This window comes from Allobosea sp. GW822-FHT05A11 (genome assembly GCF_058800455.1).
Genome location: NZ_JBXAMI010000001.1, coordinates 132,030 through 152,046, shown reverse-complemented (window position 1 = coordinate 152,046; position 20,017 = coordinate 132,030). Strand labels below are relative to the sequence as shown.

The window sequence follows — 20,017 nt, the reverse complement described above, 5'->3', positions numbered from 1 at the left end:
TCCTCCGTAGCCCGGTCGCTCACGCGATCGGGCGATAACCGACGCTCGCTTCGAGGAATTCGCGCGTATACGGCTGATGCGCCCGGCCGGCCCTGACATCCTCGGCGCTCATCTCTTCGAGGATGCGGCCCTCGCTCATCATCGCGACGCGCTCGCAGAGATGCGTCACGACAGCGAGATCGTGGCTGACCATCAGATAGGTCAGGTCGCGGTCGCGGCGGAGCTGCTTCAGCAGATTGAGGATTTCCGCCTGCACGGAGACGTCGAGCGCCGAGGTCGGCTCGTCCAGCAGCAGCAGTTCGGGCTCGATGATCAGCGCACGCGCGATCGCGACGCGCTGGCGCTGCCCACCCGAGAGCTCATGCGGGAAGCGGTAGCGGAAGGACGGCCCGAGGCCGACGGCGGTCAGGATCTCGTCGATGCGCTCCTGCGGCCGGTCGAAGCCGTGGATCTTCAGCGGTTCAGCCAGCACGTTCTGCACCATCTTGCGCGGATGCAGTGAGGCATAGGGGTCCTGGAACACCATCTGCACGCGCCGGAAGAAGGCCTTGTCGCGCTTGTGCGGCACCTCGCGATCATGGAAGGCGACCCTGCCGCCATATTCGCTGTTCAAGCCGGCGAGCGCGCGCAGCACCGTCGACTTGCCACAGCCGGATTCGCCGATCAGCCCGAAGGCCTCGCCATGGCCCAGCGTGAACGAGACGTCGTCCACCGCCTTCAGCGTCGAGGCACCGCGGCCGAAGACGACGGAGAGATGATCGACGGTGAGGGCCGCCGGGCGGTTCGCCGCCAGGGTCTGATCAGTCGCGTTCATACCCGGCTCCCGCTCTGCAAGGTCGGCCCGTCGAGCCAGGCCGGATCGCGGCTCGGCACCTGCAGCATATCGGCTTGCCGGTCGAGCCGCGGCAGGCTGTCGAGCAGCGCGCGGGTATAGGGATGCCGGGCATTGCGCAATTCGCGCGCCGGGATGTCCTCCATGATCCGGCCGGCATACATCACCAGCACGCGGTCGCAGAAATCCGCCACGAGATTGAGGTCGTGGCTGATGAAGATCAGCCCGGCGCCACGCCGCGTCACCAGCTCGTCGAGGATGCTCAGCACCTGCCGCCGGATGGTGACGTCGAGCGCCGAGGTCGGCTCGTCCGCGATGATCAGGTCGGGCTCCGGGATCAGCATCATCGCGATCATGATGCGCTGGCCCATGCCGCCCGAAACCTCGTGCGGATAGAGCTTGAAGACGCGCGCGGGGTCGCGGATCTTCACGGCCTCGAGCATCGCGAGCGCGCGAGCCTCGGCCTCCTTGCCGCCGACCTTGTGGTGCAGCCGGTAGGCTTCCGTGATCTGCTCGCCAACCCGCATCAGCGGATTGAGCGAGAATTTCGGGTCCTGCAGGATCATCGAGATGCGGTTGCCGCGGATCGTCCGCATCTGGCGCTCGCTGGCGGCGAGCAGGTCGATCCCGTCGAAGGACAGCTTCTTGGCGGAGATCGTCGCGGCCTTCGGCGTCAGCTTCAGGATCGTGCGCCCGGTCAGCGACTTGCCGGAGCCGGATTCCCCGACGATGCCGACCTTCTCTCGGCCGACGCTGAAGGAGATGCCGCGCACCGCCTGCACCGAGCGATGCGCGCCCTTGAAGGTGACGGAGAGGTCCTCGACCTCGAGCAGCGGCTTATCCATGGCGCGGATCCAGGATGTCGCGCAGGCCGTCGCCGAACAGGTTGAAGGCCAGGCTGGTGACGAGGATGGCGAGGCCGGGAATGCCGGCGATCCAGCCATTGGTCAGGATGAACTCGCGCCCCGAAGCCAGCATCGCGCCCCATTCCGGGCTCGGCGGCTGCGCGCCAAGGCCGAGGAAGCCGAGCCCCGCCGCGGTCAGGATGATCGACGCCATGTTGAGGGTGATGCGCACCACGACGGAGGGGATGCACATCGGCACGACATGGCCGAGGATGATCCGCAGCGACGATGCGCCTTGCAATCGCACCGCCGCGATATAGTCGGACTTGCGGATCGACAGCGTCTCGGCTCGCGCCAGCCGCGCGATCGGCGGCCAGGCGGCGAGCGCGATCGCGATGATCGCATGATCGATACCCGGCCCCAGCGCCGCGACGAAGGCGAGCGCCAGAACCAGGCTCGGGAAGGCCAGGAAGATGTCGACGATGCGCATCAGCACGACGTCGACCCAGCCGCCGAGATAGCCGGAGGTCGTGCCGACGATCAGCCCGAGCGGCGCCGCGATCACCGCCGTCAGCAGGGCGATGTAGAGCGTGATCCGCGCGCCGAAGACCAGCCGGCTGAAGATGTCGCGGCCAAGCTCGTCAGTGCCGAACCAATGCGCGGCGGACGGGCGCTGCAAGCGCATCGTCAGGTCCTGCGCGTAGATGTCGTGCGTCGCGATCAAGGGTGCGAACAGCGCCGTGAACGCGATCAGCACGATGATGGCGAGACCGAACAGGGCGGCGGGGTTCGCCCTGAGTCGCCACCATTTCAGCGACAATTGCTGCATCCGCGCCTGGAAGGGCGAGGACGGGATGGGGGCGGCGAGCCAGGCCTTGAGGCCCGGCCCGTTGGCTTGCTCGATGGGTTGTGGTGCCATGGCCATGCCTCAGCGGGTCCGCGGGTCGAAGACCCGGTAAAGCAGGTCGCACAACAGGTTGAGCGTGACGAAGATCACGCCGACGAGCAGCGTGCAGCCAACCACGGCGTTCATGTCGCCGGCGAGCAGCGCATTGGTCAGGTAGCGGCCGAAGCCGGGCCAGGCGAAGACCGTCTCGGTCAGCACTGCGCCTTCGAGCAGGAAGGCGTAGGACAGCGCCACCACCGTCACCACCTGCACGGCGATGTTGCGGAAAGCATGGCCCCAGACCGTGCGTGCCCAGGACAGGCCCTTCACGCGCGCCGTCACCACATATTCCTGACTGAGCTGCTCCATCATGAAGCTGCGGGTCATGCGGCTGATATAGGCGAGCGAGCTGAAGGCCAGGATCGAGGCCGGCAGGACGATGTGCGACACGGCATTGCCGAACATCTCCCAGTTGCCGGCAAGCAGGCTGTCGATCAGCAGGAAGCCGGTGACCGGTTCGAGGTCGAACTCATAGGTGAAGTCGATGCGGCCCGGCCCGCCGACCCAGCCCAGCGTCGCGTAGAACAGCACCAGCCCCATCAGGCCTAGCCAGAAATTCGGCGCGGAATAGCCGATCAGCCCGACCACCCGGACGATCTGGTCGAGCCAGGAGCCGCGATACATCGCCGAGAGCACGCCGAGCGGAATGCCGAAGCTGGTACCGATCACGATCGCGACGCTGGCGAGCTCGATCGTCGCCGGGAAGACGCGGGCGATATCCGCCATCACCGGCTTGCCGGTGGTCAGCGCCATCCCGAAATCGAGATGCAGCACGCCCCAGATATAGCGGCCGAACTGGACATAGAGCGGCTGGTCGAGACCGAGCTGCTTGTACATCGCCTGATAGGCTTCCTGGGTCACGTTGTCGCCGAGTACGGCGACGACGGGATCGAGCGGCAGCAGGCGACCGATGAAGAAGGTCAGCGCCGCCAGCCCGAGCAGGGTGACGGCGAAGGAGACGAGCGTTCGGCCGGAGGCCTTGAGCCAGGACGGAAGAATGGTCCGTCCTGGATCGGAGCTCGGGCCGGGCGCCGCAGCGGCGGTCCGGGACATCGCGATGGCCTTACTTGGCCGTACGCTCGTAATAGGTCCGGAAGCCGTTCCAGGTCCACGACTTCAGGTCCTTGCGCACGCCGGCGACGCTGTTCATCTGGAACATGAAGGCCATCGGCCCCTTCGCCATCACCTCTTTCTGGATCGTCGCATAGAGCGCATCGCGCTTGGCCGGATCGGGCTCGAGCAGGGCCGCGTCGATCTGCTTGTTGAGTTCAAGGTCCTGATAGGCGGAACGCCAGCTCGGATACTGGGTCTGCTTCGCTTCGAGCCGGTTGTCGGGGTTGAAGACGAGGCGCGAGGCATTGCCATGCGCGTCCGGCACGCCGGTCTGCCAGGCCAGCATCGCCGACTGGTACTCGCGCCCGCGCACCTTGCTGAAGAGCTGGGCATTGGCCATGCGCTCGAGCGAGAGCTTGACGCCGACCTTGGCTGCGTTCTGCTGGACGCTCTGGGCGATCGGGTTCGCATGCGGCAGCGTGCCGAAGAGCACGCTCGCCTCGAAGCCATCGGGATAGCCGGCCTCGGTCAGCAATTGCTTGGCCTTGTCGAGATCGAGCTTGAAGGGCTGCCCCTCCTTCTCGTCGAGGGCGCCGACCGCGCCGAGCTGGGCGAAGCTCGCACGCGGCACGCCGAGATAGGTCATCACCGTCTTGCCGAGGCCCTCATAGTCGATCAGGTAGCGCATCGCGAGGCGCACCTTCTCCTTGGAGAATGGACCGTCCGCGACGTTGAAGCCCCAGTAGAACAATTGCGGCCTGAGGACCTTGATGATCGAGACGTCCTTGGAGCCTTCGAGGTCCTTCAGGTCTTCCGGCGTCAGGTCGCGCGCCACGTCGACATCGCCTTGGCTGAGCAGCAGGCGCTGGGTGCCGGGCTCGGCGACATGGCGGATCAGGATACGCTTGAGACCGGGCGCCGTGCCCCAATACCCCTCGTTCGCCTCCAGCACGATCGATTCGCCGGCATTCCAGCGTGTCAGCTTGTAGGGACCGACGCAGGCCGTGCGCGTCGCCAGGTACTTGTTGCCGAGATCAGTGCCCTGCTGGTTCGCCATCAGGGTCTTCTTGTCCATCACCATGGAGACCCGGTTGGCAGCAATCGCCTGCAGCACCAGCGTCGTCGGATAGGGCTTGTCCAGCTTGAGCGTGAGCGTGTCGTTACCCGCGACGATGGTCTGCTCGACATTGTCCTTGGTGAAGCCGTACTCGGTCAGCGTCGCGGCATTGCCGAAGTTGAGCTTGACGACGCGGTGCATCGACCAGGCGACATCCTCGGCCGTGACCGGATTGCCGGAGGGGAACTTCGCCCCCTTGCGCAGGTGGAAGGTGATCTCCTTGCGGTCCGGCGAGACATCCCAGCGCTCGGCGAAGCCCGGCACGACCTTGCGCTCGTCGGCCGGGTCGAAATCGACCAGCGTATCGCAGGTGTTCTGCAGGATCTCGTTGGTGACGACCTCGCCGACCTGGGCGGGATCGAAGGTGCTGATCGCGTCGACGTTCCAGGCCATCACGAGCGCGTTCTTCGGCGTCGCGGCGACGGCCGCTCCCGCGCCGGCGCAGAGGGCGGCGGCCGCAGCAGCCGAGAGGAGCTTGCGCCCGGCAAGGCGGCGCCTCGTTCCGGTCTCGTCGTTTCGGTCGGCCATGATCTCGATCCCGCTCTTTGGTTGTTGTTCGATTGGACGCGTCGTCGGCGGAAGCAGCATTGGTGCCGCCCACGCGCTTCCGGCTCAGGCGGCCACCGGCCGCGGCTTGATCGGCGGCTTCACCTCCGCCGGGATCGGGCAGACATAAGGCGTCTGCGTCACCCGTTCCTGATGGTCCTTCTTGGCCCGCGCCAGCAGCGTCTCGTCGCTGATCACGTCGATCGCCGTCGCCGCCATGATCTTGGCGGCATGGACCATGCCCTTGTGGGCGGCCGGCGCCTTGCCCTGTGCCGTGATCTGCCAGGAATGACCAGGTGTGCCGATCGCATGGGTCGCGACCCTAGCCTGGATGGTCGGCACCTTCCAGCTGACATCGGCGACATCGGTCGAGCCGATCATCGGCACGCCGCGCGTGCCCTGCGGCACGACGAAATCGCAGAGCGGCGTGTTCTCGCGCGGCGCGATGCCGGTCTTGCGATAGTCGTTGAGGATATCCGCCGGGCCGAGCGTCGCCTGGATCTTGGCCGCATAGGCCTTGTCGGCGGCATCGAAAGGCACGGGGCCGAGGCGGTCGATGTTCTTGAACATCGCATCTTCCAACGGCGTGTTGCCGAGCATGTTGGAGACCGCGCTCATGATCGAGATCGAGACCGTGGTCTCGGTCATCAAAGCGGCGCCCTCGGCGATCTTCTTCACGCGCTCGTTGAGCTCCAGCATCCCGGCGAGGTCGCGCGCCCGGATGGCGTAGCGCACCTTGGCCGAGGCCTGGACGACGTTCGGCGCGATGCCGCCGGCATCGAGATAGGCATAGTGGATGCGCGCGTCGGACGGCGCATGTTCGCGCATGTAGTTGACGCCGACATTCATGAGCTCCACCGCATCGAGCGCCGAGCGGCCGAGATGGGGCGCGGCCGCCGCATGCGAGGCGCGACCGGTGAACTGGAAATCCATCCGGGTATTGGCGAGCGACAAGGCATCGTCGACCTTGGTCATCGAGGCCGGGTGCCAGGATATCGCGACATCGACATCGTCGAAGGCGCCGGCCCGCACCATGAAGGCCTTGGCCGCGCCGCCCTCTTCCGCCGGGCAGCCGAAATAACGCACGCGCCCGGGCCGGCCGGTTTTGGCCAGCCAGTCTTTCACCGCGGTCGCCGCCAGCAGTGCCGCCGAACCCAGCATGTTGTGGCCGCAGCCATGGCCGTGGCCGCCGGCCTCGACCGGCTTCGGCTCGGCGATATTGGCCTCCTGGCTCAGGCCGGGCAGCGCGTCGTATTCGCCGAGGATGGCGATGACCGGGCCGCCCTCGCCCGCCTCGCCCATCACGGCGGTCGGGATGCCCGCGACGTTCTCGGTGATGCGGAAGCCCTGCTCCTTGAGCATCGCGATATGCTCGCCGACCGAGCAGTACTCGGTATAGGCGATCTCGGGCATGCCCCAGACGCGGTCGCTCAGCGCTTCGAAAGGCTGCCGCTTGGCATCGACCAGCTCCCAGATGATCTCGGAGTTCTGCATGGTTTGCGTCCTTTCAGATGCCGGGGCGCTCAAAGATGCTCTCGCAGGAAACGGGCCACGCCGCCGAAGACGGTGCGCCGGTTTTCGATCCGGGCGAAGCCATGGCCCTCATGCGGGATGCGCACATACTCGACCGGGCGGCCGAGCCCGCGCAGCACCGAATAGACCATCTCGCTCTCGCCCGGCGGCACGCGGGGGTCATCGAACCCTTGCGCCATGAAGAGGGGCACCCGGATCTGGTCGATTTTGTGGATCGGCGAGAAGCGGATCAGGTTCTCGCGGTCCGCGACCGGATCGCCATATTCGACGGCGCGCAGATAGCGCCGCCACGGCCCGGTCGTCTCCAGCAGCGTCAGGAAATTGGCGATGCCGTAGAACTCGATCCCGACCTTCCAGAGTTCGGGCTGCTCGGTCAGCGCCGCCAGCACCATGAAGCCGCCATAGGAGCGGCCATAGACGGCGACGCGGTCATCGTTCACGTCGGATTGTTCGCGCAGCCACAGCCGGACCGCCTTGAGGTCGGCGACGCTGTCCATGCGTAGATGCTTGTCGTCGAGATGGTGGTAGCTGCGGCCATAGCCGGTCGAGCCGCGCACATTCGGCGCGATCACCATGATGCCCTGGCTCAGGAAGAACTGCAGGTCGGCCCGGAAGATCGGGGTCCACTGCGCCTCCGGCCCGCCATGGACGACGACCACCGCCGGATAGCCGCCCTCCGGCGCCTTGCCGCGCGGCCGGTAGACGAAGAACGGCACTTCGAGCCCGTCGAAGCTCTTGGTGCTCGCAACCGTCGGCTCGACAAAGGTGGCCTGATCGAGCCCCGCCTTCGAGGCATCGGTCAGGCGCTTGACCTGCTTCGAGGCGATATCGAAGCGCCAGATATCCGGCGACGAGGTCGACCCATCAAGCGGGAAGACGAGCCCCGAACCATCCGGCAGCCAGGCGACGGAGCCGACCGAGCCGGCCGGAAAACCTTCGACCTCGAACTCGGCCCCACCGGCGATCTCGCGCACGAAGATGCGGTTCCAGCCGCGATCATTCGCGACATAGGCGAGGCGGTTCTGGTCCGGCGCCAGCGCCACCGCCTCGACATCCTGCCCGTCGCGATCGACGATCCAGTCCAGCGTGCCGTCAGTCGCCGAGCGGAAGGCGACGCTGAGAAACTCGCGCCCCTGGTCGGTGATCGTGAAGAAGCCGCTGCCGTCCTTCTTCATCCGGTTGGCGGCATAGCGGGCGCGGCCCTCATGCGGCAGCAAGGCCTCGCGCGCACCGCTTTCGAGATCGAGCCGGAACAGATCCTGGTCGTTCATCGCATGGGTGGCATCAGTGACCAGGAGAGAGCGTCCATCCGGGAAGAACGCGACCGCCTCGCGATAGCCGCTGCCCTCGAACACGCGCCGCGCCGCCCGCGTCGCCATGTCCATCACGTAGATGTCCATATGCTCGCGGTCGCGCGCGTTCGAGGCGAAGGCGATGCGCTGCCCGTCCGGCGCCCAGCAGCCCCAGACATGCACCACGGTCGGATCGTCGGTCAGCGGCTGCGGCACGCCCGAAGCACCCGGCACAAGCCAGAGCTGATGGCGCTCGTCGCCGCCGCAATCCATCGTGAAGAGCAGGTCGCGGCTCTTCGGGTTGAAGGCGATCGCGCCGACCGGCTCCGGCATGTCGGTCAGACGCCAGGGCGCCCCGCCGGCGAGCGGCCGAAGCCAGATCTGGTGCGTGCCGCTCTCATCGCTGAGATAGGCGAGAAGCTCGCCATCCGGCGCAACTGCCGGGCTCTTGGCGCTGCGGATTTCGAGATAGGGCTCGATGCCCAGGCGGATCTGGCTGGCGGCTTCGTACATGGTCGTTCCTTCAGGCCGCGAGGGCCAGCATCGAATCGCGCAGGCGATCGGTCGCATCGCGCAGCGCCAGCGACAGGGCCGGCGCGCTCGGCGTCGCCGCGTGGTTGGCTTCAGTGACGATGGTGAAGCGGGCCTCGGGCCAGGCCGTCTTCAGGCGCCAGGCCGTGCACATCGGCGTGACGATGTCGTAGCGGCCCTGCACGATCTCGGCCGGCAGATGCCGGATGCGCGAGACGTCGCGCAGCAACTGCCCCGGCTGGAGGAAGGCACCGTTGACGCAGTAATGCGTGAAGATGCGGGCGAGCGCGAGCGCGGCATCCGGCTCGGTCAGGGCCGCGACATGCCCGGCATCGGGCAGGAAGGTCTGCGTCTTCCCGGAGAAGGTGCGCAAGGCGACCGCAGCCGCCAGCTGCTGCTCGCGATCGGGACCGGTCAACCGGCGGTAATAGGCGCCGAGCAAGTCGCCGCGCTCCGCCTCCGGCACGAAATTGGCGAAGGTCTCCCAATGGTCAGGGAAGATCGTGCGCGAGCCGTGGAACCACCAGTCGATTTCGGCGCGCTCGGCCATGAAGATGCCGTGCAGGCGGAAGCCGAGGCAACGCTCGGGATGGGCCTGGCCATAGGCGAGGCCGAGGCAGCTGCCCCAGGAACCGCCGGTCACCAGCCAGCGCTCAATGCCGAGATGCTCCCGGATCCGTTCGAGATCGGCGATCAGCGCCTGCGTGGTATTGCCCGCGAGCTCCGCCAGAGGGCTGGAGCGCCCCGCCCCGCGCTGGTCGAAGGTCACGATCCGGAAGGCGGACGGGTCGAAGGTCTTGCGCTGCGCCGGCTTGGTGCCGCCGCCGGGTCCGCCATGCAGGAACACCACGGGGATGCCATCGGGATTGCCGCTGAGATCGACATGGAGTTCATGTCCGTCACCGACCGGCAGGCGCAAGGACCGATAGGGCTCAACCGCCTCGTAGAGGGTGCTGTAATCGTCTGGCACGTCGGGCTCCGTCGAACCGGAGCGCCGCAACGCTCCCCTGATCCGGCAAGGATGGCACGCGCGAACAGCCGCTGGCCAATGCATTCGAAGCGCATTGTTTATGATGTCGCGGAATAGACCGGCCCCTGTTCGGCTCCGCTGAACGCCGCCCCGATTCTTCCCGGCGTTTCGCATCCCATCGCGACAAGCCGCACGCTGTCCATCGGCTCGTGCAAAGACGATGCGACAGGTAGAGTACCCGGCCCTTCCGCCATTTGGAGGATTGCTTGCACAGCCCGGCGCCTTCCGTTTCCCGTCTCGACCTCCCCGGCTTCGCCGGCGCGCTCCTGCTCGGCCCCTGCCCCGGACGGCGGCAGGAGACGTCGGATGACGCCATATCGCAGACCGCCCTGGCGGAGGATCTGTCGCGTCTGGCGGGATTGGGCGCAACCGGCCTGCTCAGCCTCGTCGAAGCACAGGAGTTTCCGGGTGGCATCGTCGGCTTCGCCGCCGCTGTCCGGGCAGCCGGGCTGGAATGGGCTCATCTCGCCATCCCCGATTACGGCGTGCCGGATGCGGCCTTCATGGCAGGCTGGCGCGAGCTCGACCTGCCGCGCCGCCTGCGCGAAGGCGAGAGCTGGGCGATCCATTGCCGCGCCGGCCTCGGCCGCACCGGCACCATCGCCGCGCTGCTGCTCGTCGAAAACGGGGCAAGTGCGGCAGACGCCATTTCGCTGATCCGCCGCGAGCATGATGCGGCCTCGGTCGAGACCGAAGCCCAGGCCGATTTCCTGATCGCGCAGGGACACGGCGCGTTTCGGCCTGCCACGACCTCAAACACGCTCTGAGTTGGAAAATGTGGCCGAACCGCCCCGGCCGATCAGCCCGCGATGCCGAGCCGCTTCATCACGGCAGCGGTCAGGCGTTCGCAGCGCCGGCCCGCGAAGGGGAAGGCATCGAGCAGCACCGGGCCGATCTGCTGTTCCAGCTCCTTGCGCACCAAAAGCCGCGCCCGGTGCAGCCGGGTCTTGACCGTCTCCGCCCGGATATCGAGGAGTTCCGCGGTTTCCTCGACGCTGCGCCCCTCGATCACTCGCGCCATGAACACGCCGCGATAGACGCCGGGAAGGTTGTCGGTCGCGCGCTCGACCAGTTGAAGGATCTGCCGCTGCGCCATCATTCGCTCCGGATCGTCGCCGCTGCTGCTGCCGGGAAAGGGGATGATCTGCGCGGGAACGCCCGGGTCCTCGGCGCGCAATGCCTTGTCCGCCCGCTTCTTCCGGCGCAGGCGGCCCAGCGCCTCGTTGAGGGTGATGCGCGACAGCCAGGTCGAAAGCGTCGCCTCGCCGCGGAAGCTGTCGAGACGGCTGAAGGCCCGGACATAGGCCTCCTGCACCACATCCTCGGCCTCGCTGTCATTGCGGATCACCGCCCGCGCGATGCGATAGAGCGCCTGGTTATGCGTCGTCATGATCGTGCGGAAGGCCTGCGGATCGCCCGTGCTCGCACGACGGGCGAGATCGAGATCATCAGCCGAGGCGGAACCGGCATCGCGCGCGACCGTCGGAATGGATGGCATGATCTGTCCTCCTCGCCGCATCGGATGGCGCAGACCGTAAAAGGTTCCCGATGATCGATAGCGTGGCAAGCCGGCACGCTGTCGTTTGCAGCGGCGGCAAACCTGCTTAGGCTGCCACCCGAACGATAGGCCGACCATCACGAAGGATAAAAAGCCGTGCCGATGCCGACCCGACCGATCTCCCTGGGCGAAACACGATCGCCGAGGCCGTGATGGAGGATCGCGTCAACGCCTTCGTGCCCGGCCCGCGCATCCGCATCCCCGGCCGGGAAGGCGGGCCGCTCGCCGGACTGGCCTTCGCCGTCAAGGACCTGTTCGACGTCGCGGGCACGCCGACCGGCGGTGGCAACCATGACTGGGCCAAAGCCAATTCCGTCCCGGAGCGCCATGCCTGGGCGGTGCAGACCCTGCTCGATGCCGGCGCCGACCTCGTCGGCAAGACCATCACCGACGAGGTCTCGCTCGGCATCCTCGGCGAGAACGCCTTCGACGGCACGCCGCTGAACACGGCCGCGCCTGACCGCGTGCCGGGCGGCTCCTCCTCCGGCTCGGGCGCAGCCGTCGCCGCCGGGCTCTGCGACACCGCATTGGGCACCGATACCGGCGGTTCGATGCGCGTGCCCGGCAGCTTCTGCGGGCTCTACAGCATCCGACCGACCCATGGCCGGCTCGACCTGACCGGGCTGATGCCGCAGGCGCCGAGCTCGGACACAGCCGGCTGGTTCACCCGCGACGCCACGACCTTCGCCCGCATCGGCACGGTGCTGCTCGGCGAGGCGCCCGGCCCGCTACCGACCAAATTGCTGGTCGCCGTCGACGCCTTCGGCTTCGCCGACCTCGAAGTCGCAGCCGCACTGCAACCGATGGTCGCGCGGCTCGCTCGCGTGCTCGGCACCGCGCCGCGCGACGAGATCATGGCGCCGCAGGGCCTGTCCGTCTGGGCGCGGGCGCAGCGCAGCCTGCAGCCGGTCGAAGCCTGGCAGACCTTCCGCCCCTGGATCGAGCGCGACAATCCGCGCATGGCCTTCAGCGTCGCCGCCGGCCTGATCGCAGGCTCGCAGGTTCCGGTCGCCGAGCAGAACTGGGCCGCGCTGATGCGCGAAGAAGCCCGCGCAAGGCTGCGCTACCTGCTGCCGCCGGGCACGATCCTGTGCCTGCCGACGACGCCCTTCCCTGCGCCCTTGCGCGGCCTGCCGATACCGGTTCTCAGGCCGATGCGCGACCGCATTACCAGCCTTTGCGCACACGGCGGCCTGGCAGGTCATCCGCAAGTCAACCTGCCCGGCGCCCTTGTCGACGGCGCGCCGGTCGGCTTGTCCATCATCGGCGGGCGCGGCACGGATGCCAGCCTCATCGCCGTCGCACAGGCCATGGAGGCCGCATCATCATGACCGACCTGACCCCGAACATCCCTGAAGTCGTGGCCGAGATCAGCGCCCGGTTCGAGGCCTATGAGCAGGCGCTGATTGACAAGAATGTCGACGTGCTGGACGCCGCCTTCTGGAACAGCCCCTACACGATCCGCTACGCGCTGCATGAGAACGGCTATGGCTTCCAGGAGATCCACGGCCATCGCGTCGCCCGTCCGCCGGGGCCGGGCATCAAGGAGAAACGGATTCGGCTGGAGATCCTGACGCTGGGCCGCGACATCGCCACCGTGAACCTCGAGTTCAAGGTGCGCGGGCGCGACGTCATCGGCCGACAGAGCCAGAGCTGGGTGCGCTTTCCCGACCTGGGCTGGAAGGTGGTCTCAGCCCATGTGTCGACGATGGAGGGCCCGCGCCTCTGGTAGGCGCGGGCCCAAAAACTCAACGCTTGCGGACGAACTCCGTCCGCAGCACGAGGCCCTTGATCGTGTCGTGGCGGCAGTCGATTTCCTCGACATTCTCCGTCAGGCGGATCGAACGGATCACCGTGCCCTGCTTCAGGGTCTGGTTGGCGCCCTTCACCTTGAGGTCCTTGACCAGAACGACGGAATCGCCGTCGGCCAGCACATTGCCGGCGGCATCGCGCACCACCGGAGCGGCGGCAGCAGCGGCCGCCTGCTTCACTTCCGAGGCCGGGCGCCATTCCCCGGTCGCTTCGTCATAGATGTAATCGTCGTCGGACATGTCTTTCCCGTCTTGCGTCCGGGCACTCGCCATCGGCCCGGTCAGGCGGGGTTACACGATGCCCGGCGACTTCTCCAAATCGGCGGCTAGACAGTGCCCAGCGGCTTCTCGGTCATCTCGGCCGCAATCGCCTCATCGATCGGCGTCTCGTAGGTCATCAGCATATAGCCGAGCACCGAATAGAAGCCGACCGTCGCGATCAGGTCGAACACCGCCTCGCGCCCGACCGCCGCGGCAAGCTCGGCTTCGAGGGAGAGCGACAGGCGCCTGTCGTCGAAGAGCGCATCGACCGCCCGGACGATCAGCCCGTCCTCGCCTTCAGGGCTCCCGCGCAAAGCAGCGATGCGGGCATCGCTCATTCCCAGCACCCGCGCCCGGCTGACATGATGCGCCCATTCATAAGGCGAGCCCATGCGGTGCGCCGCGCGCAGGATCACGACTTCCGAGCGCACCGGCCCGAGCGCGCTGTCCTTGACGATGTGCTGCCGCAAGGGGCCCCAGGCCTTCAGCAGGGCCGGGTGATGCGCCATCGTCCGGTAGACATTGAGCGCGCCGGCAAAGCCGGTCTTCATCTCGGCGATCGCTTCGGGCCAGTCGGCATCGCTGATCGGCGGGCAGGGAGAAATCGTCATCGGAGGTCTCGTGAGGATCAGGGCGTGAGATATTTGGCGTAGAGAGCAGGCGCCCGGTCGGCCCAGATGCCCGTGAAGCTGCGATAGCGCGCGACCTCGGCCAGGTCGATCTCGACCCGCAGCACGTCCTCGCGATCATGATCGAGCGCGCCGAGCACGCGGCCATCCGGCGCCACCGCGCAGGAGCGGCCGAAGAAGCGCTGCCCGCCGCGGCTGCCGCTGCGGTTGCAGCTGAGGAAGAACACGCCGTTCTCGATGGCCCGCGTGTAGGCGCGGTGGATGAAGAGCGCCTCGTCGGCCACAGGTGCGTCCTCGGCCCCGAAGGAAGCCCAGATGCAGGTCACGATGCTGGCGCCGTGCAAGGCGAGGATGCGGGTGATCTCGGGGAAGCGGCTATCATAGCAGATCTGCATGCCGAGCCGCGTCCCGAAGACCGGGTAAGTGTCGATGCTGTCGCCGCCGGTGAAGAACAGCTTCTCGTTCTGCCACTGATGGACCTTGGTGTAATCGCCCAGAACGCCTTCCGGGCCGATCAGCAGCGAGGCGTTGCGCATCACCCCGGCGCGGCGCGCATCGCGCAGGCCAAGCCCGATCACCAGATGCACACGATGCCGTGCCGCAAGCGCGACGAGCGCCTTGACCTCCTCGCCATCCGGCGCCGCGCAGGCCTCGTAGAGCGCCGCGCCGAAATGCGGCACATCGCTGACCATCGGCCCACCGGGTACCAGCGGCTCGACATAGCCGGTGTTCGCCAATTCCGGGAACAGGATGAGCTGCGCGCCCCGCGCAGCTTCGGCTGCGACGAAATCGTGAATGCGCCGGAAATTCTCGGCCGGCGCCAGGGGCTGGATGTCGAGTTGAACGAGGCTGGCGGAAATCATGCGTCGGCTCCGGCGATGCGGCGCCCGGTGGCGAAATCCCAATCCCGCCCTGGCGCCGCGTTGATCAAGGCACGTGTATACTCATGGCGTGGCCTGGCCAGCACCTCGGAGGCCGGCCCGTCTTCGACGACGCGGCCGCGCTGCATCACCATCACCTCATCGCAGATCTGGGCGGCGACGCGCAGGTCATGGGTGATGAACAGCACCGCGAGATTGCGCCGCTCCTGGATCTCGGCCAGCAGCGCCAGCACCTGCGCCTGCACCGAGACATCGAGCGCCGAGACGGCCTCGTCCGCGACGATGACCTCGGGCTCCATCATCAGGGCGCGCGCGATCGCGATGCGCTGGCGCTGGCCGCCGGAGAACTGGTGCGGGAAACGTTCGAGACTGGTGCGCGGCAGGCCGACGACCTCGATCAGCTCGCTTGCACGCTTCAGGGCGGTCGCGCGCGCCTCGCCGAGATTGAGCGGCCCTTCGATCAGGCTCTCGCCGATGCGCAGGCGCGGATTGAGCGAGCGGTTGGGGTCCTGGAACACCATCTGCACGCGCCGCCGCGCCGGGGCCAAGGCCTGCTGGCCTTGCAGGTTGGCGATGTCTTGTCCGTTGACGCGGATCTCGCCGCCGGTCGGATGTTCCAGCCGCATCAGGCAACGCGCCACCGTCGACTTGCCCGAGCCGCTTTCGCCGACGATGCCGAGCGTACGCCCACGCGCCAACCGGAAGCTGACGTCGTTGACGGCGCGCACGGTGCGGATGTCGCGCCCCATTAGCTTCCCGAACAGCGAACCGAAGCTGAAGGTCTTCTCGAGATTGCGGATCTCGACGACGGCCTCCGCCTCCTTGGCCGCGGGGCGCGGCGCGCGCGGAACCAGCGACGGCACGGCCTGTAGAAGATCACGCGTGTACTCTTCGCGCGGCTGGCTCAGCACCTGCTCGACCGGGCCGGTCTCGACGATCTCGCCGCGGCGCATCACGCAGACCCGGTCGGCGATGTCGACGACCACGCCCATGTCGTGGGTGATGAACAGGACGGCGGTGTTCTGCTTGTCCTGCAATTCGCGGATCAGACTGAGGATCTGCTTCTGCGTGGTGACGTCGAGCGCGGTCGTCGGCTCGTCGGCGATCAGCAGCTTCGGCTGGAGCGCCAGCGCCATCGCGATCATCACGCGCTGGCGTTGGCCGCCGGAGAGCTGGTGCGGGTAGCTGTCATAGATCCGCTGGGGATCGGGCAGATGCACCGCCTCGAAGGCAGCGATTGCGGCCTCGCGACGCTCCTTTGGTCGCATCTTCGTGTGCGCCCAGTAGACCTCGTCCATCTGCAGTCCGATGCTCAGCACCGGGTTCAGCGCCGTCATCGGCTCCTGGAAGATCATCGCCATCTCGGCGCCGCGCAGCGCCTTGGTGCGGGCGGGCGTCGCGGCGAGGACGTTCTCGCCGTTGAGCAGCGCCGTGCCGCCCGTCACCTGCAATTCGTCGCGCGGCAGCAAATCCATCGCGACCAGCGAGGTCACCGATTTGCCCGAGCCGGATTCGCCGACGAGGCAGAGCGTCTCGCCCGGATGGATGTCGAAGCTGATGCCTCTCAGGATCTCGGAGGGCTCACGCCCACGCGTCGCGACCTTGAGGTCACGGATCGAGAGGACCGGCTGGGTCGAAGCGGCCATCTGCATCACGCGCTCCTCCCCTGCATCTTCGGATCGAGCCGGTCGCGCAGCGCGTCGCCGAGCAGGTTGATCGACAGGATGCAGGCCGACAGCACGATCGCCGGCCAGAACACCAGCCAGTGGTTGATCGCGAAATAAAGCCGGCCCTCGGCCATGATGTTGCCCCAGCTCGGAATCTCCGTGCCGATGCCGACGCCGAGGAAGGACAGCGCCGCCTCCGTCAGGATGGCGGAAGCGTACATATAGGTGCCCTGCACGATCAGCGGCGCGATCGTCGTCGGCAGGAGATGCTTCCAGATCAGCTTGGCCGGAGGCGTGCCGAGCAGCATCGCCGCGTCGACATAGGTCTCCTCGCGCGCCGCGATGACGCGGGCCCGGACGAGGCGGACCACCTGCGGGATCGCCGGGATCATGATCGCGAAGATGACGGTGACGAGCCCGCCGCGGACCAGCGCGACGATGGCGATGGCGAGCAGGATGCCGGGAATGGCCATCAAGCCATCCATCATCCGCATCAGCACGCCGTCGATGCTGCGATACCAGCCGGCGATCAAACCCAGCGGCAGTCCGATCACGATCGCGCCGATGGCGACGCCCGCGCCGACCAGCAGCGAGACCCGCGCGCCATAGACCACGCGCGAATAGAGGTCGCGGCCGAAGGAATCCGTGCCCAGCCAATAGGTGTCGGAGGCCGGCTTCAGCCGCATCGCGGCGTTGAGCTTGGTCGGCTCGAAATTCGCCAGCAGCGGCGCGAACACCGCCATCACGATCACAGCGACGAGGACGATGACGGCGAGCACCGTCGTCCAATGAGGGGGATTGTCGAGCAGGCGGCGGCGCGGCAGCGCGCCCTGCGCGGGGTTCGACGGGGCGCTCATTGATAGCGGATCCTCGGGTCGGTCAGGGCATAGGAGAGGTCGATCAGCAGGTTGATCAGCACATAGGTCCCGGCGGTGAGCAGGATGATCGCCTGGATCAGCGGATAGTCGCGGGAGAGCACGCCGTCGACCACCAGCCGGCCGAGGCCGGGAATGTTGAAGACCGTTTCGGTCACGACCACGCCCGAGACCATCATGGCGAAGCCGGTGCCGACGACGGTGAGGATCGGGATCGCGGCGTTGCGCAGCGCGTGGCGGAACAGGACGATGCGCTCGCCCAGCCCCTTGGCCCGCGCCGTGCGGACATAATCCTCGCGCAGCACCTCGAGCATCGAGGCGCGCGTCATGCGCGAGACCAGCGCGACATAGAAGGAGGAGAGCGCCAGCCCCGGCAGCAGGATGCGGTGGAGGAAGGGCCAGAAACCATCGGCCAACGGCTTGTAGCCCTGCACCGGAAACCATTTCAGATCGACGGCGAAGACCGCGATCAGCACATAGCCGATCACGAAGATCGGGACGGAGAATCCGACCACCGACAGCGCCATGACGAAGCGGTCGACCATCCCGCCATGGCGCCAGGCGGCGAGCACGCCGAGTGGCAGCGAGATCACGACGGTGAAGATCATCGCCATCACCGCGAGCGCCAACGTGGGGCCGATGCGCTGGCCGATCATCTCCAGCACCGGGCGCTGCGAGATCAGCGAATGGCCGAAATCGCCGCCCGCCATGCCGCCGAGCCATGCGGCGAACTGACCGGCGAGCGGCTTGTCGAGGCCGAGATTCTCGCGAATGGCGGCAAGCTGCGCCGCCGTCGCCTGGTCGCCGGCGATGGCCTGCGCCGGGTCGCCGGGCGTCAGGCGCAGCAGCAGGAAGACGAACAGCGCCACGAAGAACATGACGGGGATCGCCATCAGCAGCCTGCGCAGGAAATAGGAAGCCATGCGGTGCTCCGGGCGCCGAAAACAAGGATGGGCGACGGCAGGGCCGCCGCCCGATGCGTCAGGATTACTTGCTCACGCCCCAGAACAGGGTGAGCGGGCCGGGCTGGACGTTCTTCAGATTGGCACGCCAGGCGGCAACGGACTCGAATTCGCCGGCGTTGAAGTAGAAGCCCTCGTCATAGGCGATCTGCTGGATCTCCCGGGCGATCTTCTTCTGCTCATCGAGCGTCGGCGCGGTGAGGAAGGCGGTGCGCAGCTCCTCGACGCGGGCATTGCGTGGCCAGCCCGACCAGGCGGTATCCGAGCCCGAGCCGTCGAGCAGCGCGTGCACGGTCGGGTTCCAGATCCCGGAAACGCCCCAATAGGTGAACAGCATGTTCCAGCCGCCCTGCGCTACCGGCTGCCAGCCGTTCTTGCGCGACTGCTGCGTCGCCCAATCCATCGTGGCGACATCGACCTTGAAGCCTGCTTCGCGCAGGCGTTCGGCCGCGACGATCGGCTGGGTGGAGAGAATGGTCAGATCCGTCGGCTGCATCATCAGTACCGGCGTGCCGTCATAGCCCGAAGCCTTCAGCAGCTCCTTGGCCTTGGCCATGCGCTCCTTGGCGGTGCCCTTGAGGTATTCCGCGCCGGCGTCGGAGGCGAGCGGCACGCCGCAGCCATAGACCGAGGCGCAGAGCTTGTAATACTGGCCGTCGCCGATCGCGGTCTGCATCAGCTGCTCCTGATCGAGCGCGTACATCGCCGCCTGGCGGATCTTCGGATTGTCGAAGGGCGGCAGGCGATGGTTGAAGCGGCCGGTGACCTGGTTGCCGAGGGTGGTCGTGGCGCCGGTCTTGATCTCGTCATTGGCCTTGAGCAGCGGCAGCAGGTCGATCGTCACCTGCTCGATCAGATCGACGTCGCCGGACTGCAGCGCGTTGATCGAGGTCTGCATGTCCGGCATCGCCTTCCAGACGATCTTGTCGACATTCACGACCTTGCCGCCGGCGGTCCAGCTCATCGGCTCGGAGCGCGGCTTGTAGTCGGTGTTCTTGACGTAGACTGCCTGATCGCCGGGGCGATACTGGGCGGCGACGAACTTGAACGGGCCAGAGCCGATCATCTCGGTCACCTGCTGGCCGGCCGGCGTCTCGGCGAGGCGCTTCGGCATCATGAAGGGCGGGACCGGCGAAGGCTTGGCCAGCAGATCCAGCACCTGCCCGAAGGGCTTGGCCAGCTTGATGACCAGCACCTTGTCGGAGGTCGCGTCGATCGAGGCGACATAGGTCATCATGGTGCGGCCGGCGCCGTCATTGGCACCCCAGCGCTTCAGCGAGGCCACACAATCGGCGGCCGTGACCGGCGTGCCGTCATGCCATTTGAGACCGTCGCGCAGCGTCAGCGTATAGGTCAGCTTGTCGGCCGAGACGGCGTAGTCGGCCATCTGCGGCTGCGGATTGTATTTGGCGTCCATGCCGAGCAGCGTGTCGAACACCATGAAGCCATGGGTGCGCACGATCTGGGCGGTGCTCAGGATCGGGTCGAGCGTCCTGAGCGGCGCCTGCATGACGACATTGAGCGTCGTCTCGGCCAAGGCCGGCATGGCAGAGAGGGAGCCCGCGAGCAGCGCGGCGGCGCCCAAAGTCTTGAATCGAAACGTCATTGTTATCCCCTCGTTTTTTGGTTGCTTGGGTTGGTGGGTGTC

General features: G+C 67.1%; 19 protein-coding genes and 1 pseudogene. 3 read left to right on the top strand and 17 right to left on the bottom strand.

All coding sequences use genetic code 11. The features are described 5' to 3' along the window. Positions 1–19: 19 nt before the first annotated feature. From AC1RLU_RS00745 to pip, 9 genes and pseudogenes are all read right to left on the bottom strand, one after another. Complete coding sequence (locus AC1RLU_RS00745; protein WP_492793480.1) at positions 20–814, bottom strand: ABC transporter ATP-binding protein; 795 nt, start codon at positions 812–814, stop codon at positions 20–22. Further along, a complete protein-coding gene (locus AC1RLU_RS00740; protein ID WP_492794300.1) occupies positions 811–978 on the bottom strand; it encodes an ABC transporter ATP-binding protein in 168 nt (55 codons plus the stop codon). The genes AC1RLU_RS00745 and AC1RLU_RS00740 overlap by 4 nt, the downstream gene beginning before the upstream one ends. A gap of 162 nt (positions 979–1,140) precedes the next feature. After that, a pseudogene (locus AC1RLU_RS00735) lies at positions 1,141–1,599 on the bottom strand (ATP-binding cassette domain-containing protein); the annotation flags it as partial. A 70-nt stretch (positions 1,600–1,669) separates the two neighbouring features. Then, positions 1,670–2,596, bottom strand: coding sequence for an ABC transporter permease (locus AC1RLU_RS00730; protein WP_492793479.1), 927 nt, complete (start codon positions 2,594–2,596; stop codon positions 1,670–1,672). 9 nt (positions 2,597–2,605) lie between these two features. Beyond that, a complete protein-coding gene (locus AC1RLU_RS00725; RefSeq protein ID WP_492793478.1) occupies positions 2,606–3,676 on the bottom strand; it encodes an ABC transporter permease in 1,071 nt (356 codons plus the stop codon). Positions 3,677–3,686: 10 nt separating this feature from the next. Further along, positions 3,687–5,321, bottom strand: coding sequence for an ABC transporter substrate-binding protein (locus AC1RLU_RS00720; RefSeq protein WP_492793477.1), 1,635 nt, complete (start codon positions 5,319–5,321; stop codon positions 3,687–3,689). Between the two features lie 84 nt (positions 5,322–5,405). Beyond that, positions 5,406–6,833: a M20 family metallopeptidase gene (locus AC1RLU_RS00715; RefSeq protein WP_492793476.1), complete on the bottom strand. Its 1,428-nt coding sequence runs from the start codon at positions 6,831–6,833 to the stop codon at positions 5,406–5,408. Between the two features lie 29 nt (positions 6,834–6,862). Further along, a complete protein-coding gene (locus AC1RLU_RS00710; protein WP_492793475.1) occupies positions 6,863–8,677 on the bottom strand; it encodes a S9 family peptidase in 1,815 nt (604 codons plus the stop codon). A 10-nt stretch (positions 8,678–8,687) separates the two neighbouring features. Next, on the bottom strand, positions 8,688–9,665 hold the full coding sequence (gene pip / locus AC1RLU_RS00705) for a prolyl aminopeptidase (protein WP_492793474.1): 978 nt from the start codon (positions 9,663–9,665) through the stop codon (positions 8,688–8,690). 266 nt (positions 9,666–9,931) lie between these two features. Between pip and AC1RLU_RS00700 the strand changes: the two genes are divergently transcribed. Further along, positions 9,932–10,492, top strand: a complete 561-nt coding sequence (locus AC1RLU_RS00700; protein ID WP_492793473.1) for a phosphatase domain-containing protein — start codon at positions 9,932–9,934, stop codon at positions 10,490–10,492. A 32-nt stretch (positions 10,493–10,524) separates the two neighbouring features. Here AC1RLU_RS00700 and AC1RLU_RS00695 read toward each other — a convergent pair whose 3' ends face one another. Then, the gene (locus tag AC1RLU_RS00695; protein WP_492793472.1) at positions 10,525–11,223 is read right to left on the bottom strand and encodes an RNA polymerase sigma factor; all 699 of its coding nucleotides are present in this window, start codon (positions 11,221–11,223) and stop codon (positions 10,525–10,527) included. Positions 11,224–11,435: 212 nt separating this feature from the next. Between AC1RLU_RS00695 and AC1RLU_RS00690 the strand changes: the two genes are divergently transcribed. Together AC1RLU_RS00690 and AC1RLU_RS00685 are read left to right on the top strand one after the other, a co-directional pair. Next, the gene (locus AC1RLU_RS00690; protein ID WP_492793471.1) at positions 11,436–12,614 is read left to right on the top strand and encodes an amidase; all 1,179 of its coding nucleotides are present in this window, start codon (positions 11,436–11,438) and stop codon (positions 12,612–12,614) included. Next, a complete protein-coding gene (locus tag AC1RLU_RS00685; RefSeq protein WP_492793470.1) occupies positions 12,611–13,015 on the top strand; it encodes an AtzH-like domain-containing protein in 405 nt (134 codons plus the stop codon). Before AC1RLU_RS00690 ends, AC1RLU_RS00685 begins: the two co-directional genes overlap by 4 nt. A gap of 16 nt (positions 13,016–13,031) precedes the next feature. On the opposite strand, the gene AC1RLU_RS00680 is transcribed toward AC1RLU_RS00685, so the two are convergent. The 7 genes from AC1RLU_RS00680 to AC1RLU_RS00650 all read right to left on the bottom strand — a co-directional run bounded on the left by AC1RLU_RS00680 (position 13,032) and on the right by AC1RLU_RS00650 (position 19,975). Then, positions 13,032–13,334: an alkylphosphonate utilization protein gene (locus tag AC1RLU_RS00680; RefSeq protein ID WP_061970508.1), complete on the bottom strand. Its 303-nt coding sequence runs from the start codon at positions 13,332–13,334 to the stop codon at positions 13,032–13,034. 86 nt (positions 13,335–13,420) lie between these two features. Continuing rightward, entirely contained in the window at positions 13,421–13,966 is a 546-nt protein-coding gene (locus AC1RLU_RS00675; protein WP_061970507.1) for a carboxymuconolactone decarboxylase family protein, read from the bottom strand. 17 nt (positions 13,967–13,983) lie between these two features. Then, positions 13,984–14,847 (bottom strand): carbon-nitrogen hydrolase family protein, encoded by an 864-nt coding sequence (locus AC1RLU_RS00670; RefSeq protein WP_492793469.1) that lies wholly within the window; start codon positions 14,845–14,847, stop codon positions 13,984–13,986. Then, positions 14,844–16,517 carry an ABC transporter ATP-binding protein gene (locus AC1RLU_RS00665; protein ID WP_492793468.1) on the bottom strand — a complete coding sequence of 558 codons (1,674 nt, stop codon included), beginning with the start codon at positions 16,515–16,517 and terminating at the stop codon, positions 14,844–14,846. The genes AC1RLU_RS00670 and AC1RLU_RS00665 overlap by 4 nt, the downstream gene beginning before the upstream one ends. Further along, positions 16,517–17,389: an ABC transporter permease gene (locus tag AC1RLU_RS00660; protein WP_492793467.1), complete on the bottom strand. Its 873-nt coding sequence runs from the start codon at positions 17,387–17,389 to the stop codon at positions 16,517–16,519. Before AC1RLU_RS00660 ends, AC1RLU_RS00665 begins: the two co-directional genes overlap by 1 nt. Further along, entirely contained in the window at positions 17,386–18,330 is a 945-nt protein-coding gene (locus tag AC1RLU_RS00655) for an ABC transporter permease (protein WP_492793466.1), read from the bottom strand. The genes AC1RLU_RS00660 and AC1RLU_RS00655 overlap by 4 nt, the downstream gene beginning before the upstream one ends. Before the next feature lie 64 nt (positions 18,331–18,394). Next, entirely contained in the window at positions 18,395–19,975 is a 1,581-nt protein-coding gene (locus AC1RLU_RS00650; protein ID WP_492793465.1) for an ABC transporter substrate-binding protein, read from the bottom strand. Between the last annotated feature and the right edge of the window lie 42 nt (positions 19,976–20,017).

What these genes read in the sequence shown, in the direction of transcription:
- AC1RLU_RS00725 (WP_492793478.1), bottom strand. Translation starts at nt 3,676, where the DNA reads ATGTCCCGGACCGCCGCTGCGGCGCCCGGCCCGAGCTCCGATCCAGGA.
- AC1RLU_RS00690 (WP_492793471.1), top strand. Translation starts at nt 11,436, where the DNA reads ATGGAGGATCGCGTCAACGCCTTCGTGCCCGGCCCGCGCATCCGCATC.
- AC1RLU_RS00655 (WP_492793466.1), bottom strand. Translation starts at nt 18,330, where the DNA reads ATGGCTTCCTATTTCCTGCGCAGGCTGCTGATGGCGATCCCCGTCATG.
- AC1RLU_RS00740 (WP_492794300.1), bottom strand. Translation starts at nt 978, where the DNA reads ATGGAGGACATCCCGGCGCGCGAATTGCGCAATGCCCGGCATCCCTAT.
- AC1RLU_RS00680 (WP_061970508.1), bottom strand. Translation starts at nt 13,334, where the DNA reads ATGTCCGACGACGATTACATCTATGACGAAGCGACCGGGGAATGGCGC.
- AC1RLU_RS00670 (WP_492793469.1), bottom strand. Translation starts at nt 14,847, where the DNA reads ATGATTTCCGCCAGCCTCGTTCAACTCGACATCCAGCCCCTGGCGCCG.
- AC1RLU_RS00665 (WP_492793468.1), bottom strand. Translation starts at nt 16,517, where the DNA reads ATGCAGATGGCCGCTTCGACCCAGCCGGTCCTCTCGATCCGTGACCTC.
- AC1RLU_RS00685 (WP_492793470.1), top strand. Translation starts at nt 12,611, where the DNA reads ATGACCGACCTGACCCCGAACATCCCTGAAGTCGTGGCCGAGATCAGC.
- AC1RLU_RS00660 (WP_492793467.1), bottom strand. Translation starts at nt 17,389, where the DNA reads ATGAGCGCCCCGTCGAACCCCGCGCAGGGCGCGCTGCCGCGCCGCCGC.
- AC1RLU_RS00745 (WP_492793480.1), bottom strand. Translation starts at nt 814, where the DNA reads ATGAACGCGACTGATCAGACCCTGGCGGCGAACCGCCCGGCGGCCCTC.
- AC1RLU_RS00720 (WP_492793477.1), bottom strand. Translation starts at nt 5,321, where the DNA reads ATGGCCGACCGAAACGACGAGACCGGAACGAGGCGCCGCCTTGCCGGG.
- AC1RLU_RS00650 (WP_492793465.1), bottom strand. Translation starts at nt 19,975, where the DNA reads ATGACGTTTCGATTCAAGACTTTGGGCGCCGCCGCGCTGCTCGCGGGC.
- AC1RLU_RS00675 (WP_061970507.1), bottom strand. Translation starts at nt 13,966, where the DNA reads ATGACGATTTCTCCCTGCCCGCCGATCAGCGATGCCGACTGGCCCGAA.
- AC1RLU_RS00710 (WP_492793475.1), bottom strand. Translation starts at nt 8,677, where the DNA reads ATGTACGAAGCCGCCAGCCAGATCCGCCTGGGCATCGAGCCCTATCTC.
- AC1RLU_RS00695 (WP_492793472.1), bottom strand. Translation starts at nt 11,223, where the DNA reads ATGCCATCCATTCCGACGGTCGCGCGCGATGCCGGTTCCGCCTCGGCT.
- AC1RLU_RS00730 (WP_492793479.1), bottom strand. Translation starts at nt 2,596, where the DNA reads ATGGCACCACAACCCATCGAGCAAGCCAACGGGCCGGGCCTCAAGGCC.
- AC1RLU_RS00715 (WP_492793476.1), bottom strand. Translation starts at nt 6,833, where the DNA reads ATGCAGAACTCCGAGATCATCTGGGAGCTGGTCGATGCCAAGCGGCAG.